General features: G+C 45.4%; 23 protein-coding genes. 17 read left to right on the top strand and 6 right to left on the bottom strand.

What is annotated here, in order from left to right:
• Window positions 1-9 precede the first annotated feature (9 nt).
• The 4 genes from H595_RS0101925 to H595_RS0101910 all read left to right on the top strand — a co-directional run bounded on the left by H595_RS0101925 (window position 10) and on the right by H595_RS0101910 (window position 3,225).
• Entirely contained in the window at window positions 10-1,026 is a 1,017-nt protein-coding gene (locus H595_RS0101925; RefSeq protein WP_027669669.1) for a fumarylacetoacetate hydrolase family protein, read from the top strand.
• Window positions 1,027-1,177: 151 nt separating this feature from the next.
• Complete coding sequence (gene maiA, locus H595_RS0101920) at window positions 1,178-1,816, top strand: maleylacetoacetate isomerase (protein WP_027669668.1); 639 nt, start codon at window positions 1,178-1,180, stop codon at window positions 1,814-1,816.
• 206 nt (window positions 1,817-2,022) lie between these two features.
• A complete protein-coding gene (locus tag H595_RS0101915) occupies window positions 2,023-2,949 on the top strand; it encodes a chemotaxis protein (RefSeq protein WP_027669667.1) in 927 nt (308 codons plus the stop codon).
• Window positions 2,950-3,015: 66 nt separating this feature from the next.
• Window positions 3,016-3,225: a hypothetical protein gene (locus tag H595_RS0101910; RefSeq protein WP_037053457.1), complete on the top strand. Its 210-nt coding sequence runs from the start codon at window positions 3,016-3,018 to the stop codon at window positions 3,223-3,225.
• Between the two features lies 1 nt (window position 3,226).
• On the opposite strand, the gene H595_RS0101905 is transcribed toward H595_RS0101910, so the two are convergent.
• Genes H595_RS0101905 through gloB form a run of 3 tightly spaced genes read right to left on the bottom strand, consistent with a single transcriptional unit; the run spans window position 3,227 to window position 6,169 of the window.
• A complete protein-coding gene (locus H595_RS0101905; protein WP_027669665.1) occupies window positions 3,227-3,706 on the bottom strand; it encodes a hypothetical protein in 480 nt (159 codons plus the stop codon).
• A gap of 28 nt (window positions 3,707-3,734) precedes the next feature.
• Window positions 3,735-5,336 (bottom strand): LysM peptidoglycan-binding domain-containing protein, encoded by a 1,602-nt coding sequence (locus H595_RS0101900; RefSeq protein WP_027669664.1) that lies wholly within the window; start codon window positions 5,334-5,336, stop codon window positions 3,735-3,737.
• A 56-nt stretch (window positions 5,337-5,392) separates the two neighbouring features.
• Window positions 5,393-6,169: a hydroxyacylglutathione hydrolase gene (gene gloB / locus H595_RS0101895; RefSeq protein ID WP_240474809.1), complete on the bottom strand. Its 777-nt coding sequence runs from the start codon at window positions 6,167-6,169 to the stop codon at window positions 5,393-5,395.
• A gap of 30 nt (window positions 6,170-6,199) precedes the next feature.
• Between gloB and H595_RS0101890 the strand changes: the two genes are divergently transcribed.
• Entirely contained in the window at window positions 6,200-6,940 is a 741-nt protein-coding gene (locus H595_RS0101890; protein WP_027669662.1) for a methyltransferase domain-containing protein, read from the top strand.
• Here the strand turns inward: H595_RS0101890 and H595_RS23370 are convergent.
• Window positions 6,937-7,461, bottom strand: a complete 525-nt coding sequence (locus H595_RS23370) for a GNAT family N-acetyltransferase (protein WP_156885902.1) — start codon at window positions 7,459-7,461, stop codon at window positions 6,937-6,939. The two genes, H595_RS0101890 and H595_RS23370, sit on opposite strands and share 4 nt — an antisense overlap.
• Entirely contained in the window at window positions 7,455-7,988 is a 534-nt protein-coding gene (locus H595_RS0101880) for a DUF2058 domain-containing protein (protein WP_027669661.1), read from the bottom strand. Before H595_RS0101880 ends, H595_RS23370 begins: the two co-directional genes overlap by 7 nt.
• 147 nt (window positions 7,989-8,135) lie before the next feature.
• On the opposite strand from H595_RS0101880, the gene H595_RS0101875 reads away from it, so the two are divergent.
• Together H595_RS0101875 and H595_RS0101865 are read left to right on the top strand one after the other, a co-directional pair.
• The gene (locus H595_RS0101875; protein ID WP_027669660.1) at window positions 8,136-9,449 is read left to right on the top strand and encodes a DEAD/DEAH box helicase; all 1,314 of its coding nucleotides are present in this window, start codon (window positions 8,136-8,138) and stop codon (window positions 9,447-9,449) included.
• Window positions 9,450-9,717: 268 nt separating this feature from the next.
• Window positions 9,718-9,930 (top strand): cold-shock protein, encoded by a 213-nt coding sequence (locus H595_RS0101865; RefSeq protein WP_027669659.1) that lies wholly within the window; start codon window positions 9,718-9,720, stop codon window positions 9,928-9,930.
• 77 nt (window positions 9,931-10,007) lie between these two features.
• On the opposite strand, the gene dinB is transcribed toward H595_RS0101865, so the two are convergent.
• A complete protein-coding gene (dinB, locus tag H595_RS0101860; RefSeq protein WP_027669658.1) occupies window positions 10,008-11,072 on the bottom strand; it encodes a DNA polymerase IV in 1,065 nt (354 codons plus the stop codon).
• Between the two features lie 250 nt (window positions 11,073-11,322).
• Between dinB and glyA the strand changes: the two genes are divergently transcribed.
• The 10 genes from glyA (at window position 11,323) to H595_RS0101810 (ending at window position 21,585) form a co-directional block, all read left to right on the top strand.
• Complete coding sequence (gene glyA, locus H595_RS0101855; RefSeq protein ID WP_027669657.1) at window positions 11,323-12,576, top strand: serine hydroxymethyltransferase; 1,254 nt, start codon at window positions 11,323-11,325, stop codon at window positions 12,574-12,576.
• Window positions 12,577-12,672: 96 nt separating this feature from the next.
• Window positions 12,673-13,128 carry a transcriptional regulator NrdR gene (gene nrdR / locus H595_RS0101850; protein WP_027669656.1) on the top strand — a complete coding sequence of 152 codons (456 nt, stop codon included), beginning with the start codon at window positions 12,673-12,675 and terminating at the stop codon, window positions 13,126-13,128.
• Entirely contained in the window at window positions 13,128-14,246 is a 1,119-nt protein-coding gene (gene ribD / locus H595_RS0101845; protein ID WP_027669655.1) for a bifunctional diaminohydroxyphosphoribosylaminopyrimidine deaminase/5-amino-6-(5-phosphoribosylamino)uracil reductase RibD, read from the top strand. Before nrdR ends, ribD begins: the two co-directional genes overlap by 1 nt.
• Before the next feature lie 24 nt (window positions 14,247-14,270).
• Window positions 14,271-14,921 carry a riboflavin synthase gene (locus H595_RS0101840; protein WP_027669654.1) on the top strand — a complete coding sequence of 217 codons (651 nt, stop codon included), beginning with the start codon at window positions 14,271-14,273 and terminating at the stop codon, window positions 14,919-14,921.
• Between the two features lie 12 nt (window positions 14,922-14,933).
• A complete protein-coding gene (gene ribBA / locus H595_RS0101835) occupies window positions 14,934-16,043 on the top strand; it encodes a bifunctional 3,4-dihydroxy-2-butanone-4-phosphate synthase/GTP cyclohydrolase II (protein ID WP_027669653.1) in 1,110 nt (369 codons plus the stop codon).
• Between the two features lie 116 nt (window positions 16,044-16,159).
• A complete protein-coding gene (ribH, locus tag H595_RS0101830; protein WP_027669652.1) occupies window positions 16,160-16,624 on the top strand; it encodes a 6,7-dimethyl-8-ribityllumazine synthase in 465 nt (154 codons plus the stop codon).
• A gap of 17 nt (window positions 16,625-16,641) precedes the next feature.
• Window positions 16,642-17,055, top strand: a complete 414-nt coding sequence (nusB, locus tag H595_RS0101825) for a transcription antitermination factor NusB (protein WP_027669651.1) — start codon at window positions 16,642-16,644, stop codon at window positions 17,053-17,055.
• Between the two features lie 33 nt (window positions 17,056-17,088).
• A complete protein-coding gene (gene thiL, locus H595_RS0101820) occupies window positions 17,089-18,051 on the top strand; it encodes a thiamine-phosphate kinase (RefSeq protein WP_027669650.1) in 963 nt (320 codons plus the stop codon).
• Window positions 18,048-18,527, top strand: a complete 480-nt coding sequence (locus H595_RS0101815; protein ID WP_027669649.1) for a phosphatidylglycerophosphatase A family protein — start codon at window positions 18,048-18,050, stop codon at window positions 18,525-18,527. Before thiL ends, H595_RS0101815 begins: the two co-directional genes overlap by 4 nt.
• Before the next feature lie 25 nt (window positions 18,528-18,552).
• Entirely contained in the window at window positions 18,553-21,585 is a 3,033-nt protein-coding gene (locus H595_RS0101810) for a ligand-binding sensor domain-containing protein (RefSeq protein WP_027669648.1), read from the top strand.
• The last annotated feature ends 35 nt before the right edge of the window (window positions 21,586-21,620 follow it).

The raw sequence follows: 21,620 nt of genomic DNA, 5'->3' as shown, positions 1-21,620 counted from the left end.
GGATAAAAAATGAAGTTAGCAAGTTTAAAAAATGACAATCGTGATGGTTTACTGGTGGTAGTAAGCCGGGATTTAACGCGCTGTGTAGCCGTGCCTGCTGTCGCTGCCACAATGCAGCAATTACTCGATAATTGGGCGCAGTTAAGTGTCAAACTTGAAGAAGTCTATCAAGCACTGAACAGTGGGAAAGTGGATGGTGAAGTGCTTTTTGATCAGGCGCAATGCGAGTCACCGTTGCCACGTGCTTATCAGTGGGCTGATGGCAGTGCATATGTTAATCACGTTGAACTCGTGCGCAAAGCGCGTAATGCTGAAATGCCGCCAAGCTTTTGGACCGATCCGTTAATGTATCAGGGTGGGTCGGACGACTTTATTGGCCCTTGTGATAATATTGACGTTGTCAGTGAAGACTACGGGATTGACTTCGAAGGCGAAGTCGCTGTGATCACTGATGATGTGAAAATGGCATCTACGGCTGATGAAGCGCGCAGTAAAATTCGTTTGTTAATGCTGGTAAACGATGTGTCACTGCGAGGCCTTATTCCAAATGAACTTGCCAAAGGCTTTGGATTTTTTCACTCAAAACCGGCATCGGCGTTTAGCCCTGTTGCAATAACCCCGGATGAGCTGGGCGATAAATGGCATAATGGTCGTGTCCATCTACCGTTACTTTCTACCTATAATGGCAAGCTATTTGGTAAACCTAACGCGGGTATTGATATGACCTTTGACTTTGGTCAGTTGGTAGCGCATGCCGCTAAAACCCGAAACTTAGGTGCAGGCGCTGTTATTGGCTCTGGTACCGTGTCTAACAAGCAGGGAACTGAGCACGGTACTTCTGTAGGCGAAGGTGGAGTAGGTTATAGCTGCATTGCTGAAATCCGCATGATCGAAACTATTCGCGACGGTAAGCCATCCACATCTTTTATGAAGTTCGGTGATACCATTCGTATGGAAATGCTTGACGAGCAGGGCAATAGCATCTTTGGTGCTATTGACCAGAAAGTGGTGGAATATAAAGCCTGACCATTAGCAAGCGAATGCGGATGTAGTTTTTCTGCGACCGTTGAAGGGCCGGATGGCCTGAGACGAGCCCCCAAGGATGGGGTTACGGCGTGTCGCTGAAAAATGTACGCAGCCGCTGCGTATTCGAAGTTTCGTACGTTAAGGACCTGCAATGAAATTTTACGGTTATTGGCGCTCTTCAGCAGCCTACCGGGTGCGCATAGCGCTGAATTTAAAACAGCTGAGCTTTGAAAATCTGCCGGTACATCTGGTAAAAAATGGCGGCGAACAACACAGCGACAGTTATAAAGCGTTGAACCCGGCAGAGCTGGTGCCAACTTTGGTAGATAGCGATATCAGCCTGAATCAATCACTAGCTATTATTGAATATCTGGACGAGATGTATCCACAGCCGGCGCTATTGCCGCAGGAACCTGCTGCCAAAGCCAAAGTACGGGCGCTGGCGCAAGATATTGCCTGTGACATTCATCCGCTTAATAACCTGCGTGTATTACAGTATTTAACGGGGACATTGGCATTATCAGAAACTCAAAAGCAAGAGTGGATTATACATTGGTTACATACTGGATTTGCGGCATTAGATAAGCGGCTTAGCCTTACTGCGGGGCAATTTTGCTTTGGCAATGACATTACATTGGCCGACTTATGTTTAGTGCCGCAGGTATATAATGCTCAGCGCTTCTCTTTAGATATGCAATCCTATGAGCATATTAATAACGTTGTACATCATTGCAATCAAGTTGCCGCCTTTGCGTTGGCTGCGCCTGAACAGCAGCCTGACGCACAATAAGTTAGCTAAAATGCTGTATTGATAGTGATCAATGACAGCATTTATCATATCCCCCTAGACGATTGCTGATAGTCGCCTATGCTTAAGCAATAATTTCTTTGTTCTGCTATAGATATCATTGCGTTGCTCGAAGCAACATGTTGTAGTGTATGTAATTAGCGATAAATTGTTCATTAGCTAAGTCAGCCCCTCAGAGGTAGTGCAATATGAGTAAATTGATGGCCTCCGTAAATCAGCGGACAAATCTGGTTGGTAATAACCGGCTTGAGTTGCTGTTGTTTCGACTGCATGGTTCTCAACCTTTTGGTATTAATGTGTTTAAAGTGCGGGAGGTGTTACAGTGCCCTGAGCTGACCGAAATGCCTGGTGCTAGCGCGCATGTACGGGGTATTGCCCACTTACGTGGCGTACCGGTAATGGTCATCGATTTAAGTCAGGCAACAGGTGGAAAGCGAATAGAAGATTTATCTACGTCTTACGTTTTAGTTACCGAGTACAACCGCCATACACAGGGCTTTTTAGTTAATAGTGTCGACAGAATAGTTAACACCAATTGGGATCAAATTCTACCTCCACCCAAAGGGGCTGGCGCTGGACATTATCTGACCGCCGTTACAGAAATTGACGGTAAGTTGGTACAAATTATTGATGTTGAAAAAGTGTTCTCCGAGATTACCCCTGTCAATGAAGACGTTAGCGATGCGGTTAAAACTAAAGCGTCTAATCGAGACTTTAAAGATGTTATCGTATTAGTAGCTGATGATTCAGCGGTTGCGCGCAACCAGGTTAAACGCGCGCTAACCTCTATTGGTATTCAGGTCGAACTGGTTAATGATGGCAAACTGGCACTTGATTGGTTAAATGCCAAGGCTGCAGAGCTCGGTGGTGACATATCAAGCAAAGTACCGTTACTTATTTCTGATATTGAAATGCCCGAGATGGATGGTTACACCCTGACGGCTGAAATAAAATCGGATCCAGATTTACGCAATATGCATGTTGTGTTGCATTCATCATTAAGTGGTGTTTTCAATGAAGCGATGGTTAAAAAAGTCGGTGCGGATCAGTTTATTGCCAAATTTCATCCGGATGAATTAGTTTCAGCTGTTCAAAAATGGATGAGCGAAGAGTAATATATTTGCTAATCTGCAGTGTGGGCACTGCAGATTACGTTTAGTTTAGCAACGAGGGGCATAAAAGTGTTTTCTTTTCCTAAAAGGCCAATTAACAGAGCCTTAGTATATGCAGGGTTATTTGGTATTGTATTTCAATTAACCGCAGCGTGTTATGCCTTGTGGCATGGTATTAGTTTACAAGCAGGTTGGGTTATCACGCTTATTGCACCGTTGCTATGTATTGCGTCAGGCACTGTATCTGCTTTGCAACTACAAAAAGAACAAAAGCAATAAATTAGCGGCGTGGTTTAAACATACCTTTGACGTTTACATCTTTAATACCTTCCTCGGAAAACAAAAAATTGATTTGCCCAGGGCCGCTGCTAAAGTAATAGTTTTCATCGTTTAACTGTAGCACGAAATTAGCTTTATCTGGGTTGGTTTCCGTATCCTGATACAGCCTGATGGTGTAATTTTCGATTTTTAGTTCGAAACCAACGAGTGGTTCGTTAATAAAGTCGGGAACCCAAACGTGCTTATCGTTTTGAAGTATTAATGCGAGGGCATATTTTTCCGGTACAGTTTGTACAGTTAAATTGTACCGGCCCACGATAAACCTATAGCTTCCTTCACGACGAATATAGCTAAATCCGAAGTCAAACTCTTGGCTTGCACCTTTAACCGGATACAACTTACCTTCACCAGTAATGTCAAACTGTGCTCTACTGCTGATACTTACTAGCAGTAATAAGCAATACAGCGGCAAATACTTCATCAGGCTATTTCCTCGCTTGATTTGACGTTTATACGCGTTTGACGTCAACAACCAGCTTTAATTTCTGTCCAGGCTGCAAATAACTGCTTGTATCTATATTGTTCCATTTTACGATATCCGACACGCTGACACTAAAACGCTGAGCGATACGCGCAAGGGAGTCACCCTTGCGTACTTTGTAACTGACCGTTCTGGAAATCGCAGTAGCATCGGCGATTTTGTCTTGTTGCCAAATCGCTAGTTTTTGCCCGGTTTTCAACGCTGAGCGCTGTGCTATGCCATTCCACTTAGCTAATTGGGAAACAGTTACATTATGTTCGCGGCTGATATCCCATAATGTATCACCCTTTTGGACAGTATAGTCCAGCTTCGTACCCGCGATATTTTGCTGTGCGGTTTCAACACGATTTGGAGCGCTTAGCTCGTAGTCAGCATTATCCAATGCAGCTATGGGGATCAGTAATGGTTGCCCCAACCTAATGGTATTGCCGCTAAACTTGTTTATACGTTGAATGGCACTGATATTAGTATTGTGTTGTTGGGCAATTTTGCCCAACGTGTCGCCTTTGCTAACGATGTAACGTTTCCAGCGGAGTCTGTTATTGCTTGGTGTTTGCGCTAACTTTTGCTTAAACGACATTGTGTGTGTAGCTGGAAGTACCAGATAATGTGGGCCATCAGGATCGGTTGCCCACTGATTGAAACCAGGATTAAGTGCTTGAAGTTCTGTAACATCAAGTCCGGCCAAATTTGCCGCTATAGCGAGATCAACTTGACTCTCAATATCGACTACGTCAATTTTTACTTCATTGGCAATAAATTTCCAGACAATCTCAAATTCATCCGGTCGTTTTAATATATCGACTAAGGCTAGTAATTTAGGCACATAGGCTGTGGTTTCTGCCGGTAAATCTAATGACCAGAAGTCTGTAGGTAAGCGCTTTTTCTTATTACGTTTTATTGCCGACATGATTCGGCCTTCACCAGAGTTATATGCTGCTATGGCATTTAACCAATCCCCTTCTAGTGTGTCGTGTAGATACTGTAAATAGTCCAACGCAGCACGGGTTGACGCGATAACGTCCCTGCGCCCGTCGTACCAATAATTTTGTTTCAAGCCAAATCGTTTACCGGTAGCGGGCATGAACTGCCACATGCCGGATGCCGCAGCGTGAGAGTATGCAAATGGATCGAAAGCACTCTCGACAATGGGTAATAAAGCCAATTCAAGCGGCATACTTCGTTTTTCGATTTCTTCAACGATGTAATATAAAAATGGCTGTGCCCGACCTGCAACGCGGTCAAGATAGGCTTGATGACTGGCGTAGTAGTTACGTTGTTCTACAATAGGGCGGGTTTGTGGTACTTCAAATGTTAACTGCATCTGAATTCGCTGCCACAAGTCTTCTAATTCTGTGACATCTACCGGCGTAACGTCTTCGTTAGCGCGTGCTGCCTCAGACCATAGATGCTTAGCAATCTGCTGAGCATTTGCTGCGTTTTTATGAACGTCTGCGGGCTGCGTTTTAGGCGCAGTTTCAGGCTGTTTGGTTATCTCGTCAGATGTATCGTTGCTTACGCATCCAGCGAGTAAAACGGCCGCAGCCAGTGCAGAAATTCTTATAAACATTAGGGTGTTCCACAGTTAAAAATACGAATGTTACCTTTTCGGCATCCGATTGCAAGTTAGCCTTTAAATTGATCTTTCGCTGCCCTTAATGCTGTAAATAGCGTCTGAGCAGAGTCTTGCTGCCATTTTTTCTGTAAGGATTTGTTTTTACAGCGTAAAAATGGATTTATTGCTTTCTCCAGTTGCATCTTAGATGGCAGTGTTGGCAGGTTTTTCTCACGTAAATGCGTACAATGGCGGGTATATTCGATCAAATCCGAATTACTTGGTTCAGCGTGTAAGGCGAACTTTAAATTCGCTAAGGTGTACTCATGTGTACAATAAATTTGGGTTTCGTCGGGTAACGCCATTAGCTTTTGTAGCGATTGCCACATTTGCTCAGGGCTACCTTCGAACAACCGACCACAACCAGCGCTGAATAAGGTATCACCACAAAACAAAACCGGCGCTGAATAGAAAGCAATATGGCCTAAGGTGTGTCCTGGTAAACTTATAACCGATAATTCAAGATTAAACTGAGGCAATGCTATTGTGTCACCTTCTGTTACGCTCTGCGTCAGACCTGCTATGCGATATTGCTCAGCAGCAGGCCCAATAACCTGAATGCCTGGGAAATGCTGACGTAAAATGTTAATGCCTGCAGTATGGTCGGCGTGATGATGAGTAACGAGTATAGTATCCAGCACTAACTGGCGTTCAGATAAATACTGCAGCACACTGTTTGCGCAGCCAGGGTCAACTATCAGACATTTAGCTGTGGTAGGCTGACATAGTGCCCAAATATAGTTATCCTCAAAAGCCTGTATAGGTGTAATCTCTAGCATAGCGGTCATACTTTAAATGGATCCGGATAGTAATTTAGCATGAAACCGGCATTAAGCGAAAAAGAGCAGACATTTCCCACCCACTGGCGTCAGTTTAATCAAGGCGATGCGCTTGCGCGGGCAATTAGTGTCGAACTGCAACCTTGGTGGCAGCGGATATTTGGCTATTACTTGCTCAAAATAGGCGATTTAAGCTGTCAATTAGATACTGGTGGTTGCAAGGTACAGCACCATATCAATGTTGGTTTGTGCAGTGAAAATGTCATGTTGCAGGCAGAAGCGGATGCACTGCCTTTTAGCGATACTAGCATCGATGCGATATTGTTAAGCCACCATTTGGAGTTTAGTCACGACCCGCATCATGTTGTTCGTGAAGCGCATCGCGTTATGCGCTCTGATAGTTATTTAATCATCACCGGCGTTAACCCTTATAGTTTAGTCGGCATATTAAAATACTGGCCTTCACTGCAACATCGCTTCCCATGGCAAGGGCGTTTTTTTAGTGTGTCACGTATTAAAGATTGGTTGCATTTGGTCGGTTTTGAAGTGTTGGCTGAACAGCGTTTTTTTTGTTCGGCTATGTTAGCTAAAGATTATCATCAGAGCCGATTGCAGCAGTTTTCTGAGAGTCATCTTCACTATTTTGGTGCCAGTTATATGTTAGTTGCCCGTAAGAGAGAGCTGCCACTGACGCCCATTAGGCCTAAGTGGCAACTGAATCCCACTTTTGAACCGCAGGTTAAAGGCGTTAGCGCGCGGCATCGAACAGATAAGGTTTAACGCTGTTGGAGCAGAAGTGCAGCATTGGCTGCTGACAATATCATAAAATACAGTCTGGTGTTTTCCGGTTCAGGCGGCTTACGAATTGTAAAGCCAAAACTTTGATAACACTGTATCGCAATAACGTTGTGGCGATGCACATAAAGTGAAATATCGCGTTGTTGTTGTGAGAATGCCTGCTTAATTAAATTTACGATCAACATCTTTGCTAGCCCCTGGCCTCGATGTTCAGGGCAAATAACAAGCCTGGCTAAATGGTGGCAACTAAAGCGGTCACAAATTTGGCCAAAACCTAATAAAGGATCTTCAGCACTTTTTCTTAAGCTAAAGCTTTGCGTGCCAGGGCGATTTAGCAGTTGCAGAAACCGCGCGGCACTGCAAGGAAAATCAAAATTATCACCACCCCAGCTATGTTGCTGCTCAGCCGATTTAAACCAGCTCTGCAACTGATGCATCTCCTCGACAGTGGCTAATGCGATATGTGCTTGGCAGGTGACATTGCTGCACGTTGGTGTTACCACATTAAATCGTCCGGTATTTTGTAATCTGCGTAGGGATCATCTTCATCCAGTTGTTGCTGTTTTACATTTAATACAACGATACTGTCACTTTGGCGCTGGCTTATTTTTTCCGCAACGTTTGCAGGAACAAGAAAATACTGTTCATCTTGCTTGGCAATGGCTAACAAGCCTCTACTAAGTTCGTCGTGCTGCTTTTTGCTGACATAAAGTCGCTTTACCAGTTTGCTATCAGTAAAATTATACGCCACATCGCCAAGCGCCTTAATGGTATTAACATCAATAAGTTGTTTAACCTGTGCCGCGATGGCTTTAATTTGCAACGCGGCTTGCTTTTGCTGATTTAACAATCGATCGCGTTCAATTTGTTGTTGCCGTGTCTGTTCTGCTAATGTACTTGCCTCGTTAACAATTGGCTGTTTCTTACCTGCCTGTACTTTTTGTTTATGTTTTTCTTTTTTAACCGCTTTTAGTTTTTTAGCATCAGCCAAACCGGCCTTTAACAGTTGCTCTTTTAATGCGTTGCTCATTTAAAACCTTGTCCAGTTTGTCGGCGTAGGCCGTGTTGAATGGAGGCGCTATAGTAGCGCAATCGTATAGTGTTATTAAATCAAACTAACTCAAATTGTCAGCATCGGTTATTATATAGCGGTAATTTAAGGTTTAAGAGGTTCACTTTGCCATTTAATGATCTATCGCTTGACCCACGCTTAATGCGTTCCGTGCAGCACCTGGGGTTTGAAAAGCCTACTGAAATTCAGCATGAAGCTATTCCTGCTGTGATGATAGGACGGGATTTAATCGTCTCCTCACAAACGGGCTCTGGTAAAACGCTGGCGTATTTATTGCCCATGATGCAGAGATTATTAAAAAGTCGTCCGCTATCTAAGCGGGATGCAAGGGCACTGATATTAGCGCCGACCAGGGAGCTTGCCAAGCAGGTCTATGCGCAATTACGTTTGTTTGTGGCGAATACGCCGTTGACCTCGGCGTTGATTGTTGGCGGTGAGAATTTTAATGATCAAGAAAAAATATTAAAACGCGAACCCAATATCATCGTTGCAACACCAGGAAGATTTGTCGATCACCTGGAACACAAATCAGTATTTATTAACGGTTTAGAAATGTTAATTCTGGACGAAGCCGACCGTATGCTTGATTTGGGTTTTATGCCGCAGTTGACCGTTATTAATAAGTCGGCGGATCATCGTTTGCGTCAAACTTTATTATTTTCTGCAACGCTTGATCACGCTGAAGTAGACGAATTGTCGCTGGCGCTGTTAAAAAATCCACACCGTGTCGCGGTTGGTGCTTCGCACTTGCAGCATCAAGATATTAGTCAACGTTTTTATCTGGCAGATCATTTAACCCATAAAGAAGCGCTGCTGAAACACTTTCTGCAGCAGGATGCGTTAAAACAGCTCATTATTTTTACTGCAACACGTGAAGACGCTGATCGTTTGGCACTATTGTGTGAGCAATTGGGTAAAGGCGCTGTTGGGCTTAGTGGTAAATTGTCACAAAGTAGTCGTAATTCGGTGATGCAGGCCTTTGCTACGGGTAAGCACCAAGTATTGGTGACGACTGATTTAGCCTCACGTGGTCTGGATTTATTACAGGTATCGCACGTGATCAATTTTGATTTACCTCGGCACGCCGAAGAGTATGTGCACCGTATTGGTCGTACAGGGCGGGCGGGTGCAAAAGGCGAGGCTATTTCACTGGTTGGGCCTAAAGACATTCCTGCATTGCAGCGTATTGAAGCGTTTTTAAGGCAACCTACCAGCTTTAGTGAAGTGGAAGGCTTAGCGGCGAAATTTGACGGTAAAGTCAGCGTCGCTAAAGCAACGTCTAAACCTGTGACAAAAAAGCAAAAACGTCCGGCTAAAACCCATACTAAGACAAACGCGAAAGAGGCAGTAAAGTCAGCACCTAAATTTTTTCTCGGTGGTGATGATGGTTCTGCGCCAATAAAGCGTAAGCAAAAATAAATAGAGTACTGATTATTTTTTCATCAGTATTGCTGCTACACTAAATTAGTTGTTGATTAGCAGGTAAACAACAGGGTAATCAGTAATGTGGCACATGTTGCTGATACGGCTAGAAAGAAATTATTTTCTGTGCAGCAGGCAAGGTTATTGACCCCTTACTATGGCTTAAATGATAATAAGGGTGAAAATATATACTCGTCAGCTGCTATGGCCGGTAATATTTAAGTCGCCAGCGAGCTGGCAAGTTTAGTTAAAGTAAGAGAGTGTTATGTCACAGTTAATTTCCGGTTCAGTTAAGTGGTTCAACGAAGAAAAAGGTTACGGTTTCCTGGAGCGTGAAGGTGGTAAGGACGTTTTTGTTCATTTCCGCGCTATCAATGGTACCGGCCGTAAAACTTTAGTTGAAGGTCAGAAAGTTACTTTTGAAGTAACTGAAGGCCAAAAAGGCCCACAAGCTGAAAACGTAACTGTTATCGGATAATTCCGGCCAGGCTTGCATAAAACCGGCTTTCGCCGGTTTTCTGTTATTTAAAATCAGATAAATGCTGTGAAACAAGTTTAGAAAGGTAAAGCCAGTTGTTGCAGTGCGTCTGTTTTAAAACCAATCTGTAGCCCGATAAGTCTTACCCCTTGTTGTTGCCGACGTTGCCACGCTTCAGTAAGTAATGGCAGTAATTTGTCCAATTGCAGTGGTTGGCCTTGTTTTTCAACTGTAGTTTGTCGAAAGTCACTAAACTTAAGCTTTATGCCTACTTTCTGAATTGGGGTTGTCTTACCAGCAGCGGTATTAGCGTAATGCTCTAATCGACGCTGTAGCTGAGGCAATAATTGGCTTAAAGTTTCCACACAATCCGTGTAATGCAGTAAGTCATGCTCTAGTGTGCGCTCGACACCCAGCGACTTTCGTTGTTCATTATTACACACCGGTCTGTCGTCAATACCCTGGCTACGTTTTAATAAGGTGTCTGTTAATCCGCCAAAATGCTTTAGCAATACAGGCAATGGTGCATCGGTTATGTCGGCACAATAGTGCAAGCCAAGTTGATTTAAACGGGCGGCTGTTTTAACGCCAACACCGGGCAGTTTTTTCAAAGGTAGCGTTTTAACAAAATCGGTTACCTGAGCGGGTGTAATAACAAAAAAACCATCGGGTTTATTTTCATCGCTGGCAATTTTAGCCAAAAACTTGTTTGGGGCTATGCCTGCTGATGCGGTAAGCCCGGTTTCAGTGAAAATACTATGACGAATGTCATTTGCGATGCGCGTTGCGCTTCCCTGGAACAAAGTACACTCAGACACATCAAGATAGGCTTCGTCTAGCGACAACGGCTCAATATGGTCTGTGTATCGGCTAAAAATAGCGCGGATCTGTTTGCTAGCCGCTTTGTACTTTTCCATATTGCCATTGAGTAGTGTTAGCTGAGGGCACAGTTTTAGTGCCTGGCCTGTTGGCATGGCTGAACGCACACCGAAAGCCCGCGCAGGGTAATTACAGGTTGAAATAACGCCACGGCTTTGTCTGGACCCCCCAATCGCGATTGGAATATGCCGCAACGCAGGGTTGTCTCGCATTTCAACTGCGGCAAAAAAACAATCCATATCAATATGTATTATTTTACGCACTGCTCATCCGCCTGATAGTGTGCTGTTTGTATATACAGTATATTAGGTGGCATTGATCGTGCTGTAAAGAGTTCATCACACTATGGCGGGTTAAAGTAATAGGCTAATTGCCGCTTCGGCCATTTAGATGGCTAAATTCTAAGTGCACAAAACGCAATTAAGCGGTAGAATAGACAGCAATTTTTGTCAGCCAGTTTTGACTTACCGTAATTTAATTAAGACTAAGCGTAAAACCGCGCCAGGAGAGAGCATGTTAAAGCGTGATATGAATATTGCCGATTTTGATCCCGAATTATGGCAGGCCATAACAGATGAAACTGAACGTCAGGAAGCGCATATAGAGCTTATCGCCTCTGAAAACTATGCTAGCCCACGTGTATTACAAGCTCAAGGCTCTCAGCTGACAAACAAATATGCTGAAGGGTATCCGCACAAGCGCTATTATGGCGGCTGTGAGTATGTAGATATTGCAGAAGATTTAGCCATTGCTCGTGCTAAAGAATTATTTGGCGCAGATTACGCTAACGTGCAACCACATGCGGGTTCACAGGCAAACTCTGCGGTGTTTCTGGCGTTGTTAAACGCAGGCGATACTATTTTAGGTATGAGCCTGGCTCATGGTGGTCACTTAACGCATGGCTCGCACGTTAGTGCATCAGGTAAGCTTTATAAAGCCGTGCAATATGGCCTGCACCCTGAAACAGGTGTTATTGACTACGATCAGGCCGAAGCGTTGGCGCTGGAGCATAAACCAAAACTGATCATTGCAGGTTTTTCTGCCTACTCAGGCATTGTTGATTGGCAGCGTTTTCGCGATATCGCTGACAAAGTTGGTGCTTATTTGATGGTCGATATGGCCCATGTTGCTGGTTTAGTGGCTGCTGGTTTATACCCTAACCCGGTATCGGTTGCTGATGTAGTAACCACAACAACGCATAAAACATTAGCCGGTCCGCGTGGTGGGTTAATTTTAGCGCGTAAGAACGAAGAAATTGAGAAAAAGTTAAACTCAGCGGTATTCCCAGGCAGTCAGGGTGGCCCGTTAATGCATGTTATTGCAGCCAAGGCGGTTGCTTTTAAAGAAGCGTTGCAACCAGAATTTAAGGTGTATCAGCAACAAGTGCTGCAAAACGCTGTGGCTATGTGTGATGCGATGATGGCACGTGGTTATAAAATTGTTTCTGGTGGTACAAAGAATCACCTGTTTTTGATGGATTTAATTGATAAAGACATCACAGGTAAAGAAGCTGATGCCTGGTTGGGCCAAGCGCACATTACGGTGAATAAAAACTCTGTGCCTAACGATCCCCGCTCACCTTTCGTCACGTCAGGTTTGCGCATTGGTACGCCAGCCATTACCCGTCGCGGTTTTAAAGAAGCTGAAGCGCGTACAGTAGCAAACTTGATTTGTGACGTGCTGGATAGCCGTGGGGATGCGGGTGTAATTGATAGCGTACGAGCCCAGGTATCTGAGCTGTGTGGGCGTTTCCCAGTTTATGCGTAAGCATTAATTAAGTGCTATGATGGCCGCTATTGCGGCCATTTCTTTATCTGGCTTTTCTCTTTATTCAGCTGTTGGTGGCTTAGCAGGATCTCGAATATGTACTGTCCGTTTTGTAATGCAGACGATACCAAAGTAATAGACTCGCGTCTGGTCGCTGATGGCCATCAGGTAAGGCGCCGACGTGAATGTCTTGCCTGTCATGAACGTTTTACTACCTTTGAAGCTGCAGAACTTGTGATGCCTCGCATTATTAAACGCGATGGCTCTCGTGAACCTTTCAATGAAGATAAACTGCGCAGTGGCCTGTTGCGTTCACTGGAAAAACGACCGGTGGCGACTGAGCAAATCGAGCAGTTGATTAATAAAATTAAATCACAGCTACGCGCTACCGGTGAGCGGGAGATTGGCAGCCAGCTACTGGGTAATCTTATTATGGACGAGCTGGTCAAGGTTGATAAGGTGGCCTATGTGCGTTTTGCTTCTGTTTACCGCTCATTTAAGGATATTCGTGAGTTTGGCGAGGAAATTGCGCGCCTGGGAGAAAAATCCTAATGGTTAGTGCTGCAGATACTGGCTTTATGGCGCTAGCCTTACAGCTCGCAGAGCTTGGCCGCTATACGACTAGCCCGAATCCGAATGTCGGTGCTGTAATAGTGAAAAACGGTCAGATCGTCGGACGTGGTTATCACAAACAAGCCGGCGGTCCTCATGCAGAGGTGTTTGCGTTACAAGAGGCCGGCAGTGATGCCCGAGGGGCAACCTGCTATGTGACATTAGAACCCTGTAGTCATCATGGTCGCACGCCACCCTGTGCTGAAGCATTAGTGGCGGCCGGTATTTCCCGGGTGGTAATTGCGATGCAAGACCCTAATCCGCAGGTTGCGGGTAAAGGTGCAGCGATACTGCGAAATGCCGGTATGCAGGTAGATATAGGCTTATTGGATACACAAGCTCGGGCATTAAACCTGGGTTTTTTAAGTCGGATGGAACGGCAAAGGCCGTATGTCCGGCTAAAGTTAGCCGCTAGCCTCGATGGCCGCACGGCTTTGGCTAATGGTGACAGTAAGTGGTTAACGGGTGAGGCCGCTCGTGCAGATGTGCAGCATTTTCGGGCGCAAAGTTGTGCCGTGTTGTCTACCGCGACTACGGTATTGGCTGACAATGCGCGTTTGAACTTGCGCGCTGAACAACTACAGCAAGATATTGGGAGGCTGGACAGTGGTGAACTGCGCCAACCTAAGCGGGTAATTTTGGACAGAAATGGTTTGTTGAAGCATGATTTGGCCATTTTTTCTGACGGTGGCGAAGTGTTATTGTGTGTCAGTAAGCTTGAAAATGACCGACAATTACCCAATATTGCCAGACAAATCCATTGTCCGCTGAATAATGATGCCCAGTTTGATATTGCCGCCTTATTACAACATCTGGCGTTGCGTGAGCAAGTCAATACATTATGGGTAGAGGCGGGTGCCACGTTAGCGGGCACTTTGTTGCAGTTAAAATTGGTAGATGAACTTATTGTTTACCTGTCACCCAAGTTGCTAGGGAACGCTGCGCAGCCGCTAGCGGTATTGCCACAATATACTGCATTGACGCAGGTTCCAGAGTTAAGCTGGAGCGATATACGTGTGGTAGGGCAGGATATTCGCCTTACTGCCAACTTACTCTAATCTCAGTGGTACAAGAGAGAAATTATGTTTACAGGTATCGTTGAAGCCACGGGTACTCTTACGGAGATCGTGCGTCAAGGTGCAGATCTTACGGTGACGATTCACAGCAATAGTTTAGATTTTACCGACGTAAAGCTCGGCGACAGTATTGCCAGCAATGGAGTATGTTTAACCGTAACCCAGCTAAGCGCAAATAGCTTTTGTGCTGACGTGTCGTCAGAAACCTTAGCCAATACCTTATTCGGCCATTATCAGCGGGGGCAGGTTATTAATCTGGAAAAAGCGATGTTGCCTACAACACGCTTGGGTGGACATATTGTCAGCGGCCACGTTGATGGGGTAACAGAGGTCGTTCGTATTGAAAGCGCTGGAAGGTCCTGGCATATCTGGTTGGCGTTGCCAAACGCATTGGCGCACTACATTGCAACTAAAGGCTCGGTTACCATTGACGGTGTTAGTTTGACGGTCAACGAAGTAAATAAAGACGCCTTGCGGCTAACAATAGTGCCTCATACCGCCACACAAACTACAATTTCACGCCTTGAAGTGGGCACTAAAGTACATCTGGAAGTCGATGTTATTGCCCGCTATTTGGAACGTTTACTTCACAAGGATACCGACAAAGCCAATGGCGGCGTTAGTATGGCGCTGTTGTCTCAGCGCGGTTTTTTATAAATAGGGTTGGTTATGCAGCTGAATACGCCTACAGAAATAATTGAAGACATTCGTCAGGGGAAAATGGTTATTCTGATGGATGATGAGGATCGTGAAAACGAAGGCGACTTGGTGATGGCCGCCGAGTATGTCACGCCCGAAGCCATAAACTTTATGGCCACACATGGGCGCGGATTAATTTGTTTAACCCTGACCAGAAAACGCTGTACGCAATTAGCATTGCCGCTGATGGTAGATGCAAACAAGTCGCCTTTTGCCACTAACTTTACCGTGTCAATTGAAGCCGCTGAAGGCGTAACAACAGGAATTTCTGCTGCCGATCGTGCCCGCACGGTGAAAGCCGCAGTTGCACGGGACGCCAGACCTTCAGACATTGTACAGCCAGGCCATATTTTCCCATTAATGGCACAGGATGGCGGTGTGTTAGTGCGGGCTGGCCATACTGAAGCCGGTTGTGATTTAGCGCGGTTAGCGGGTCTTGAACCTGCTGCTGTTATTGTTGAGATTCTAAACGACGATGGTACGATGGCGCGTCGGCCAGATTTAGAAGTTGTTGCCAAAAAGCATGGCATAAAAATTGGCACCATAGCGGACTTAATTGAATACCGGAATTTAAACGAAACCACCATTGAACAAGTCGCCCGTTGCCAGCTTCCTACAGAAGTGGGAGATTTTCAGCTGGTAACCTTTAAAGACACTATCGATAACCAAATTCATTTTGCCTTGATAAAAGGTGACATTAGCGCGGATGAACCCACGCTGGTTAGGGTGCACTTACATGATACGTTCAGCGACTTATTAATGGCGAATCGAGCGGCTAATCGTAGCTTCCCGCTGCATACAGCGATGGAGCGGATTGCCCGTGATGGTGGCGTATTAGTGTTGTTAGGTAAACATGAAAGTACCGACGCCTTGATACGAACCGTTCAGGGTTTTGAGGCAGAGGATAACGGCGAAAAACCAAAAGCGACGCCATGGGCGGGCACCTCTCGTACAGTTGGCGTTGGGTCTCAAATACTCGCCAGTTTGGGTGTAAAGAAGATGCGCCTGCTTAGTCAGCCGAAAAAGTATCATGCATTGTCGGGTTTTGGTCTTGAAGTGGTCGATTATGTTAGCGAGTAATGGCTAGCAGGCGATTAATTAAGCCAGTACTGGCGTGATAAAGACTATGCCGGTTTTATGAGTGTTGTGCTATTATGCACGGCTAATTTTGAGCGGTCAGATTTTAAGGGCATCTTATGCAGGTAATTGAAGCGGGATTTTCTGCCAACGGTAAAAAGTTTGCGCTGGTTGTTGCGCGGTTTAATAGCTTTATCGTTGAAAGTTTATTAAGCGGTGCGGTAGACACATTGCAACGTATTGGTAATGTGGCTGAGCAGGATATTACTGTTATACGGGTACCGGGTGCCTTTGAGTTACCATTGGCAGTGCAGCGTGTGGCTGCCAGCAAAAAATATGATGGCATTATTGCACTTGGTGCGGTGATCCGTGGGGGCACACCTCACTTCGAATACGTATCGGGTGAGTGTACCAAGGGTATTTCGCAAGTCATGATGCAACATGACATCCCGGTTGCCTTTGGAGTGTTAACCGTTGATAGTATTGAGCAAGCCATAGAACGTGCCGGCACAAAAGCTGGCAACAAAGGTGGCGAGGCTGCTATGTCTACGCTGGAAATGGTTAACCTGCTAGCTAAGCTGTAACAGGAAGAGACACAGAAATGAAACCTAATGCCCGTCGTCAGTCACGGTCACTTGCAGTGCAGGGTATCTACAGTTGGCATGTCAGCCAAAACCCGATTGCAGATATTGAGCAACAATTGTTGCTGGAAACTAATGTAAAACATCTTGATGTTGGTTATTTTCAGGATGTTGTCCGCGGTGTGGTAAAAAACTACGCAACCCTGGACGAGGCGTTAAAGCCTTATTTAGATAGACCATTTGATGAAATTGATTTCGTAGAGAAAGCGATTCTTCGTGTATCTGCCTATGAACTTAAATACCGATTAGATGTCCCTTATAAGGTCATCATCAACGAAGCTATCGAGCTGGCAAAGGCATTTGCTGCAGACGATAGTCATAAGTTCGTGAACGGTATTCTAGATAAAGCCGTGCGCGTTCTGCGTCCAAGTTGAAGGAGTGCCGACATTTGTCGGCTTCTTAGTTTTATGGGTGAATTCGAACTCATTGCTCAATATTTCTCCAAATGTGGTACTGCGCGCTCCGATACTGCTGTTGGCGTCGGGGATGACGGTGCCGTGTTACAGGTTCGTGATAATTACGACCTGGTTGTAACCACGGACACCATGGTTGTAGGGACACATTTTTTTCCTGATGATGATCCGCGGGCCCTTGGTCATAAGCTTGTTGCCGTTAATGTCAGCGATTTAGCTGCCATGGGCGCTGAGCCAACTTGGTTATCGTTAGCATTAACCTTGCCCGTAGTTGATGAAGCCTGGGTTTCGGCCTTCGCGGCTGGCCTTCATGAAACAGCAGAATATTATAACTGCCAATTAATCGGCGGTGATACAACCCGCGGCCCTATGAGTCTCACGATGATTGCTAAAGGCATTGTACCTCGTGGCAAGGCTCTTACACGCAGTGGTGCTAAAGTGGGTGATTACATCTACGTTACGGGGACATTGGGAGATGCCGCGTTGGGGTTGCAGTTGTGTCAGGGGCGGCATGACGTCAGTAAGAAACATCAAACCCATATTTTACAACGTTTTCATTATCCTTCTGCCCGCGTAGCGTTGGGGCAAGCTTTGCGCAATATCGCCAGCAGTGCGATGGATTTATCTGACGGTTTATATAGCGATATTCAGCATATTTTAGCCCGTTCAGGCGTGGGAGCCAGTGTTGACGTTGCTCGAATTCCTTTGTCGCAAGCAATTAAAGATAGCTGTGACACTGCCACGGCAATGCAATTGGCATTATCAGGCGGAGAAGACTACGAGTTATTGTTTACCGTACCAGAGGCCAAGAGAGGCTCGCTGGATGTGTTGCTATCGCCTTATGGCGTTGCGGTTAGTTGTATTGGCCGTATAACCGGTGTAGCGGGTAAATTAGAACTTAAATATGGTGAGCAGGCATTCCCTTATCAACATACTGGTTTTACGCACTTCGGATGAATAAAGTGCAATTTGATTTAACAAAATGGTATCAGTTCCTAGCTCTGGGTTTTGGCAGTGGCTTGTCGCCTAAAGCACCGGGCACTATGGGGACAATTGCCGCTATTCCGTTAGTGGTGTTGTTGTTGTGGGCAGGAAACATTTATTTGCTAACCTTTGTTGTGCTTGGTAGCGCGCTCGGGGTTTACTTGTGTGGTCAGACTGCCCGTGATATAGGTGAACACGACCATGGTGCTATCGTATGGGACGAAATAATTGGTTTAGGTATCACGATGTTGTGGGCGCCACTTCATTGGCAAACCCTACTCGTTGGCTTTGTGTTGTTTCGACTGTTTGATATTGTAAAACCCTGGCCGATTAGCGTGTTGGACAGATCTGTTCATGGTGGTATTGGCATTATGCTGGATGACATCGCGGCGGGTTTGGCTGCATTGGCTTCGTTGCAACTTTTAATTCCCTTTTTACCGCTGGGTTAACCTATTAGAGAAAGAGATGGCCGCAATGAAAAAAGCCGTACTGTTGTTTTTATTGTTGTGTTCTCTAAATGTGCCTGCGTATAACCAACAATCTGTCTACGATTTTGATATCAAACATTGGGGCAGTGCAGAAGGCTTATCCAGCAATTCTGTGCGCGCGATTAGTCAAGACTCTCAAGGCTATATCTGGCTTGCAACACAATACGGTCTTAACCGGTTTGACGGAACGCAGTTTGAGCATTTCAATAAAGAATCTCAGCGGCATCTGGCAAGTAATGCCGTTACCCGATTATTGAACGATAGTCACGGCTACATGTGGGTAGGAACAAAATCCGGATTGTCTGGTTTTGATCCCGTAACCTTAAAATTTGATCGCTATCAAATATTGTCTGAAGTGACAGCAATTGTTGAGATCCGACCAGGCGAAGTATGGGTGGCAGCTGATTTACTGTACCGGGTACGGGATGGGAAAGTAAGCCGTGTAGAACAAATCCGCTCTCAGGTAAGTCAGCTGGAATTAGTTGACAATAAAGTATGGGTTGCCAGCGCCGAAAAATTATTTCGTATTGATATTGACGGAAATACCGATAACTTTCCATTACCTGCAGAGCTAATGCAAACACCAATCTACGATTTATATTGGGATGATGGCAATTTGTTTATAGCTGGTGAAGCTGGATTTTATCATCTTGATAGCGCTGGAAACGTTACAAAATGCAATTTGCCGGATAAAAATAATACGGCTGTATATAAGCTACTGCGTGACAGCCGGGGCAACCGGTGGATTTCGGCACATCGAAAATTATTTCATCGACATAATGAACAGGCTTGGCAACACATCACCGGCGACGAGCTTGGCAGCTATCCGTGGTTTAGCGATATTTTTGAAGATAAAGATAACAATATTTGGTTAGCCAGTTTTAGTGACGGTATATATCGGGCTTCGGTGGGTAATATTCGCCGTATTGTGCCAGCTGACGCCGACCCAGTGATCCGCAGTGTTGCTGTCTCGCCAGCGAATACGTTGCTTATTGCTGGACAGTCTGACATAGGCGAGCTTACCGCAGAAGGACAATACACCCGGTTGTTAGATGCTGCACAACTTGGCGCCAGCACGGTGCATGATCTGTACTGGCCGGATCCGGAGCAAATGTGGCTAGCTAATGATCACGGCGTTAAACGGTATCAGCGCGGTAGTGCAAAATTGAGCAACCAATTTGACGAGTTGACCGGTTTTGCAGTTCGGCTGTTACAACCCGATGACACTGACGGACTTTGGATAGGGACGGTAATGGGGTTATACCATTACCGTGACAATGTACTCTCGCCTTTTGTCGAGAATGATGTATTAGAATCGCGAAATATTACGGTGTTGCAACAACATCAAGGTAGGGTCGTATTTGGCACGACGCGGGGTTTATACCAGTATCAGGACAGTAATTTAAGTCGTCTTGGCGTTGGTTCAGCACTTTACAATAGTTACATAACAGCACTGCTTGTACTGCCGGACAACACTATTATCGCTGCCACACTGGATGACGGTATTTTTATCTCGCAAAATCAAGGTGGCTGGTTGCAATGGCACTCTGGAAATGGTTTACCGCATAGTCCTGTTGTTAGCCTGATATATGATATCGACTCAGCGACGGTGTGGGTAAGTAGCAACAAGGGTATTTTTCGTGTAAATGTCGCTGAACTACCTAACTTAGCCACAGACATAGTCTTAGCCGACGAGATACTTGGCCCGTATGACCGTCAGTTAGGTACCGTTCCTGGACGATGTTGTAATGGGGCTGGGCATGCAAAAGTAGTGCGCTGGCAAAATCAATATTGGTATCCGACACTCAAGGGGGTGGTTGCAGTACCGCTTAAGTTGGAGCGAAAACGAGCAGGGGATTTGTTGCCGGTTATTAAAATGGTCCAGGGCCAACGACAATATGTCATTGAAAATCAACAATCGCGCTTGGTGTTGGATCTTGATGATCGTAATTTTACGGTGAAATACTCCGCGTTGGAATTTATTAAACCTGCCGCGTTACAGTTTCGTTATCAGTTGGAAGGGTTTGATCAACAATGGCACGACGTCGCAGAGCGCCGTGAAGCCGTTTACACTAACCTGACTCCGGGACATTTTGTCTTTCGTTTACAAAGCCGGTTTGATAGTGGTGTGTGGACTGATAATCAATCCGCACAACTGCAGCTTATTATTCCAAAACGTTTTGATGAAACCCTGGTTTACCGTGGTTTATGGCTGATCCTTATTTTATTTTGCTTTTATGGTATTTTGTGGCTGCTACGGCGCAACACCGTTAATCAGCAATTGCAGCTGGAACGTTTGGTAAGGCAGCGCACGCAGGAGCTGGAAAACAGCAATCTTAAACTAAACGAAGTCAATGAACAGCTAACGCTGCTAACGCACAAAGACAGTTTAACCGGACTACGTAATCGTCGGTTTATGTTTGAGCAGCTACCTAAAGATATTGAGCATTTCCAGCGTAACAGAGAGTCTATGCAGTCTCAGGGGAAATGCGTTGCCTTAATTCATCTCGATTTAGATAACTTTAAACAAATCAATGACCAATATGGAAATAGTGCCGGTGATAGCTGTATTCAGCAAGTGGCCGCATTGCTTATTCGTGAAACCCGGGGGTCAGATTATGTGGTGCGCTTTGCCGGTGAAGAATTTGTATTGGTATTGCGGGATATTCAGATAGAGCTGGTTCCGCAGTTTAGCTTTCGTTTAAATGAGCTTATTGGCAAAACCGTCTTTAGTTTGCCTGATGGACACCGTACCAGGCTCTCCTGTTCGGTGGGCTATGCAGTGTATCCACTAGAATTACTTGGCGGCCAGCTGATTAACTGGGAAATATCATTACAGCTAGCAGAGATGGCACTTTATCATGTCAAACATGCTGGTAAGAATGGGGTGGCTACTATTGTGTTTGACCAGCAGGTTGACGCCTTTGAGTTTGAAGATTCGTCACATATTGAAGCGCAAGTTGAGCGACTTTTGGCAGCAGGTTTGGCACACTTTGAACTAAAAAATTCGCTTTTCTGACACAAAAAAAGCCCGCTTTAGCTGCGGGCTTGTTG

Source organism: Rheinheimera baltica DSM 14885, assembly GCF_000425345.1.
GTDB classification, from domain to species: Bacteria; Pseudomonadota; Gammaproteobacteria; order Enterobacterales; family Alteromonadaceae; genus Alishewanella; species Alishewanella baltica.
This window is presented reverse-complemented; position numbering and strand designations above follow the sequence as displayed.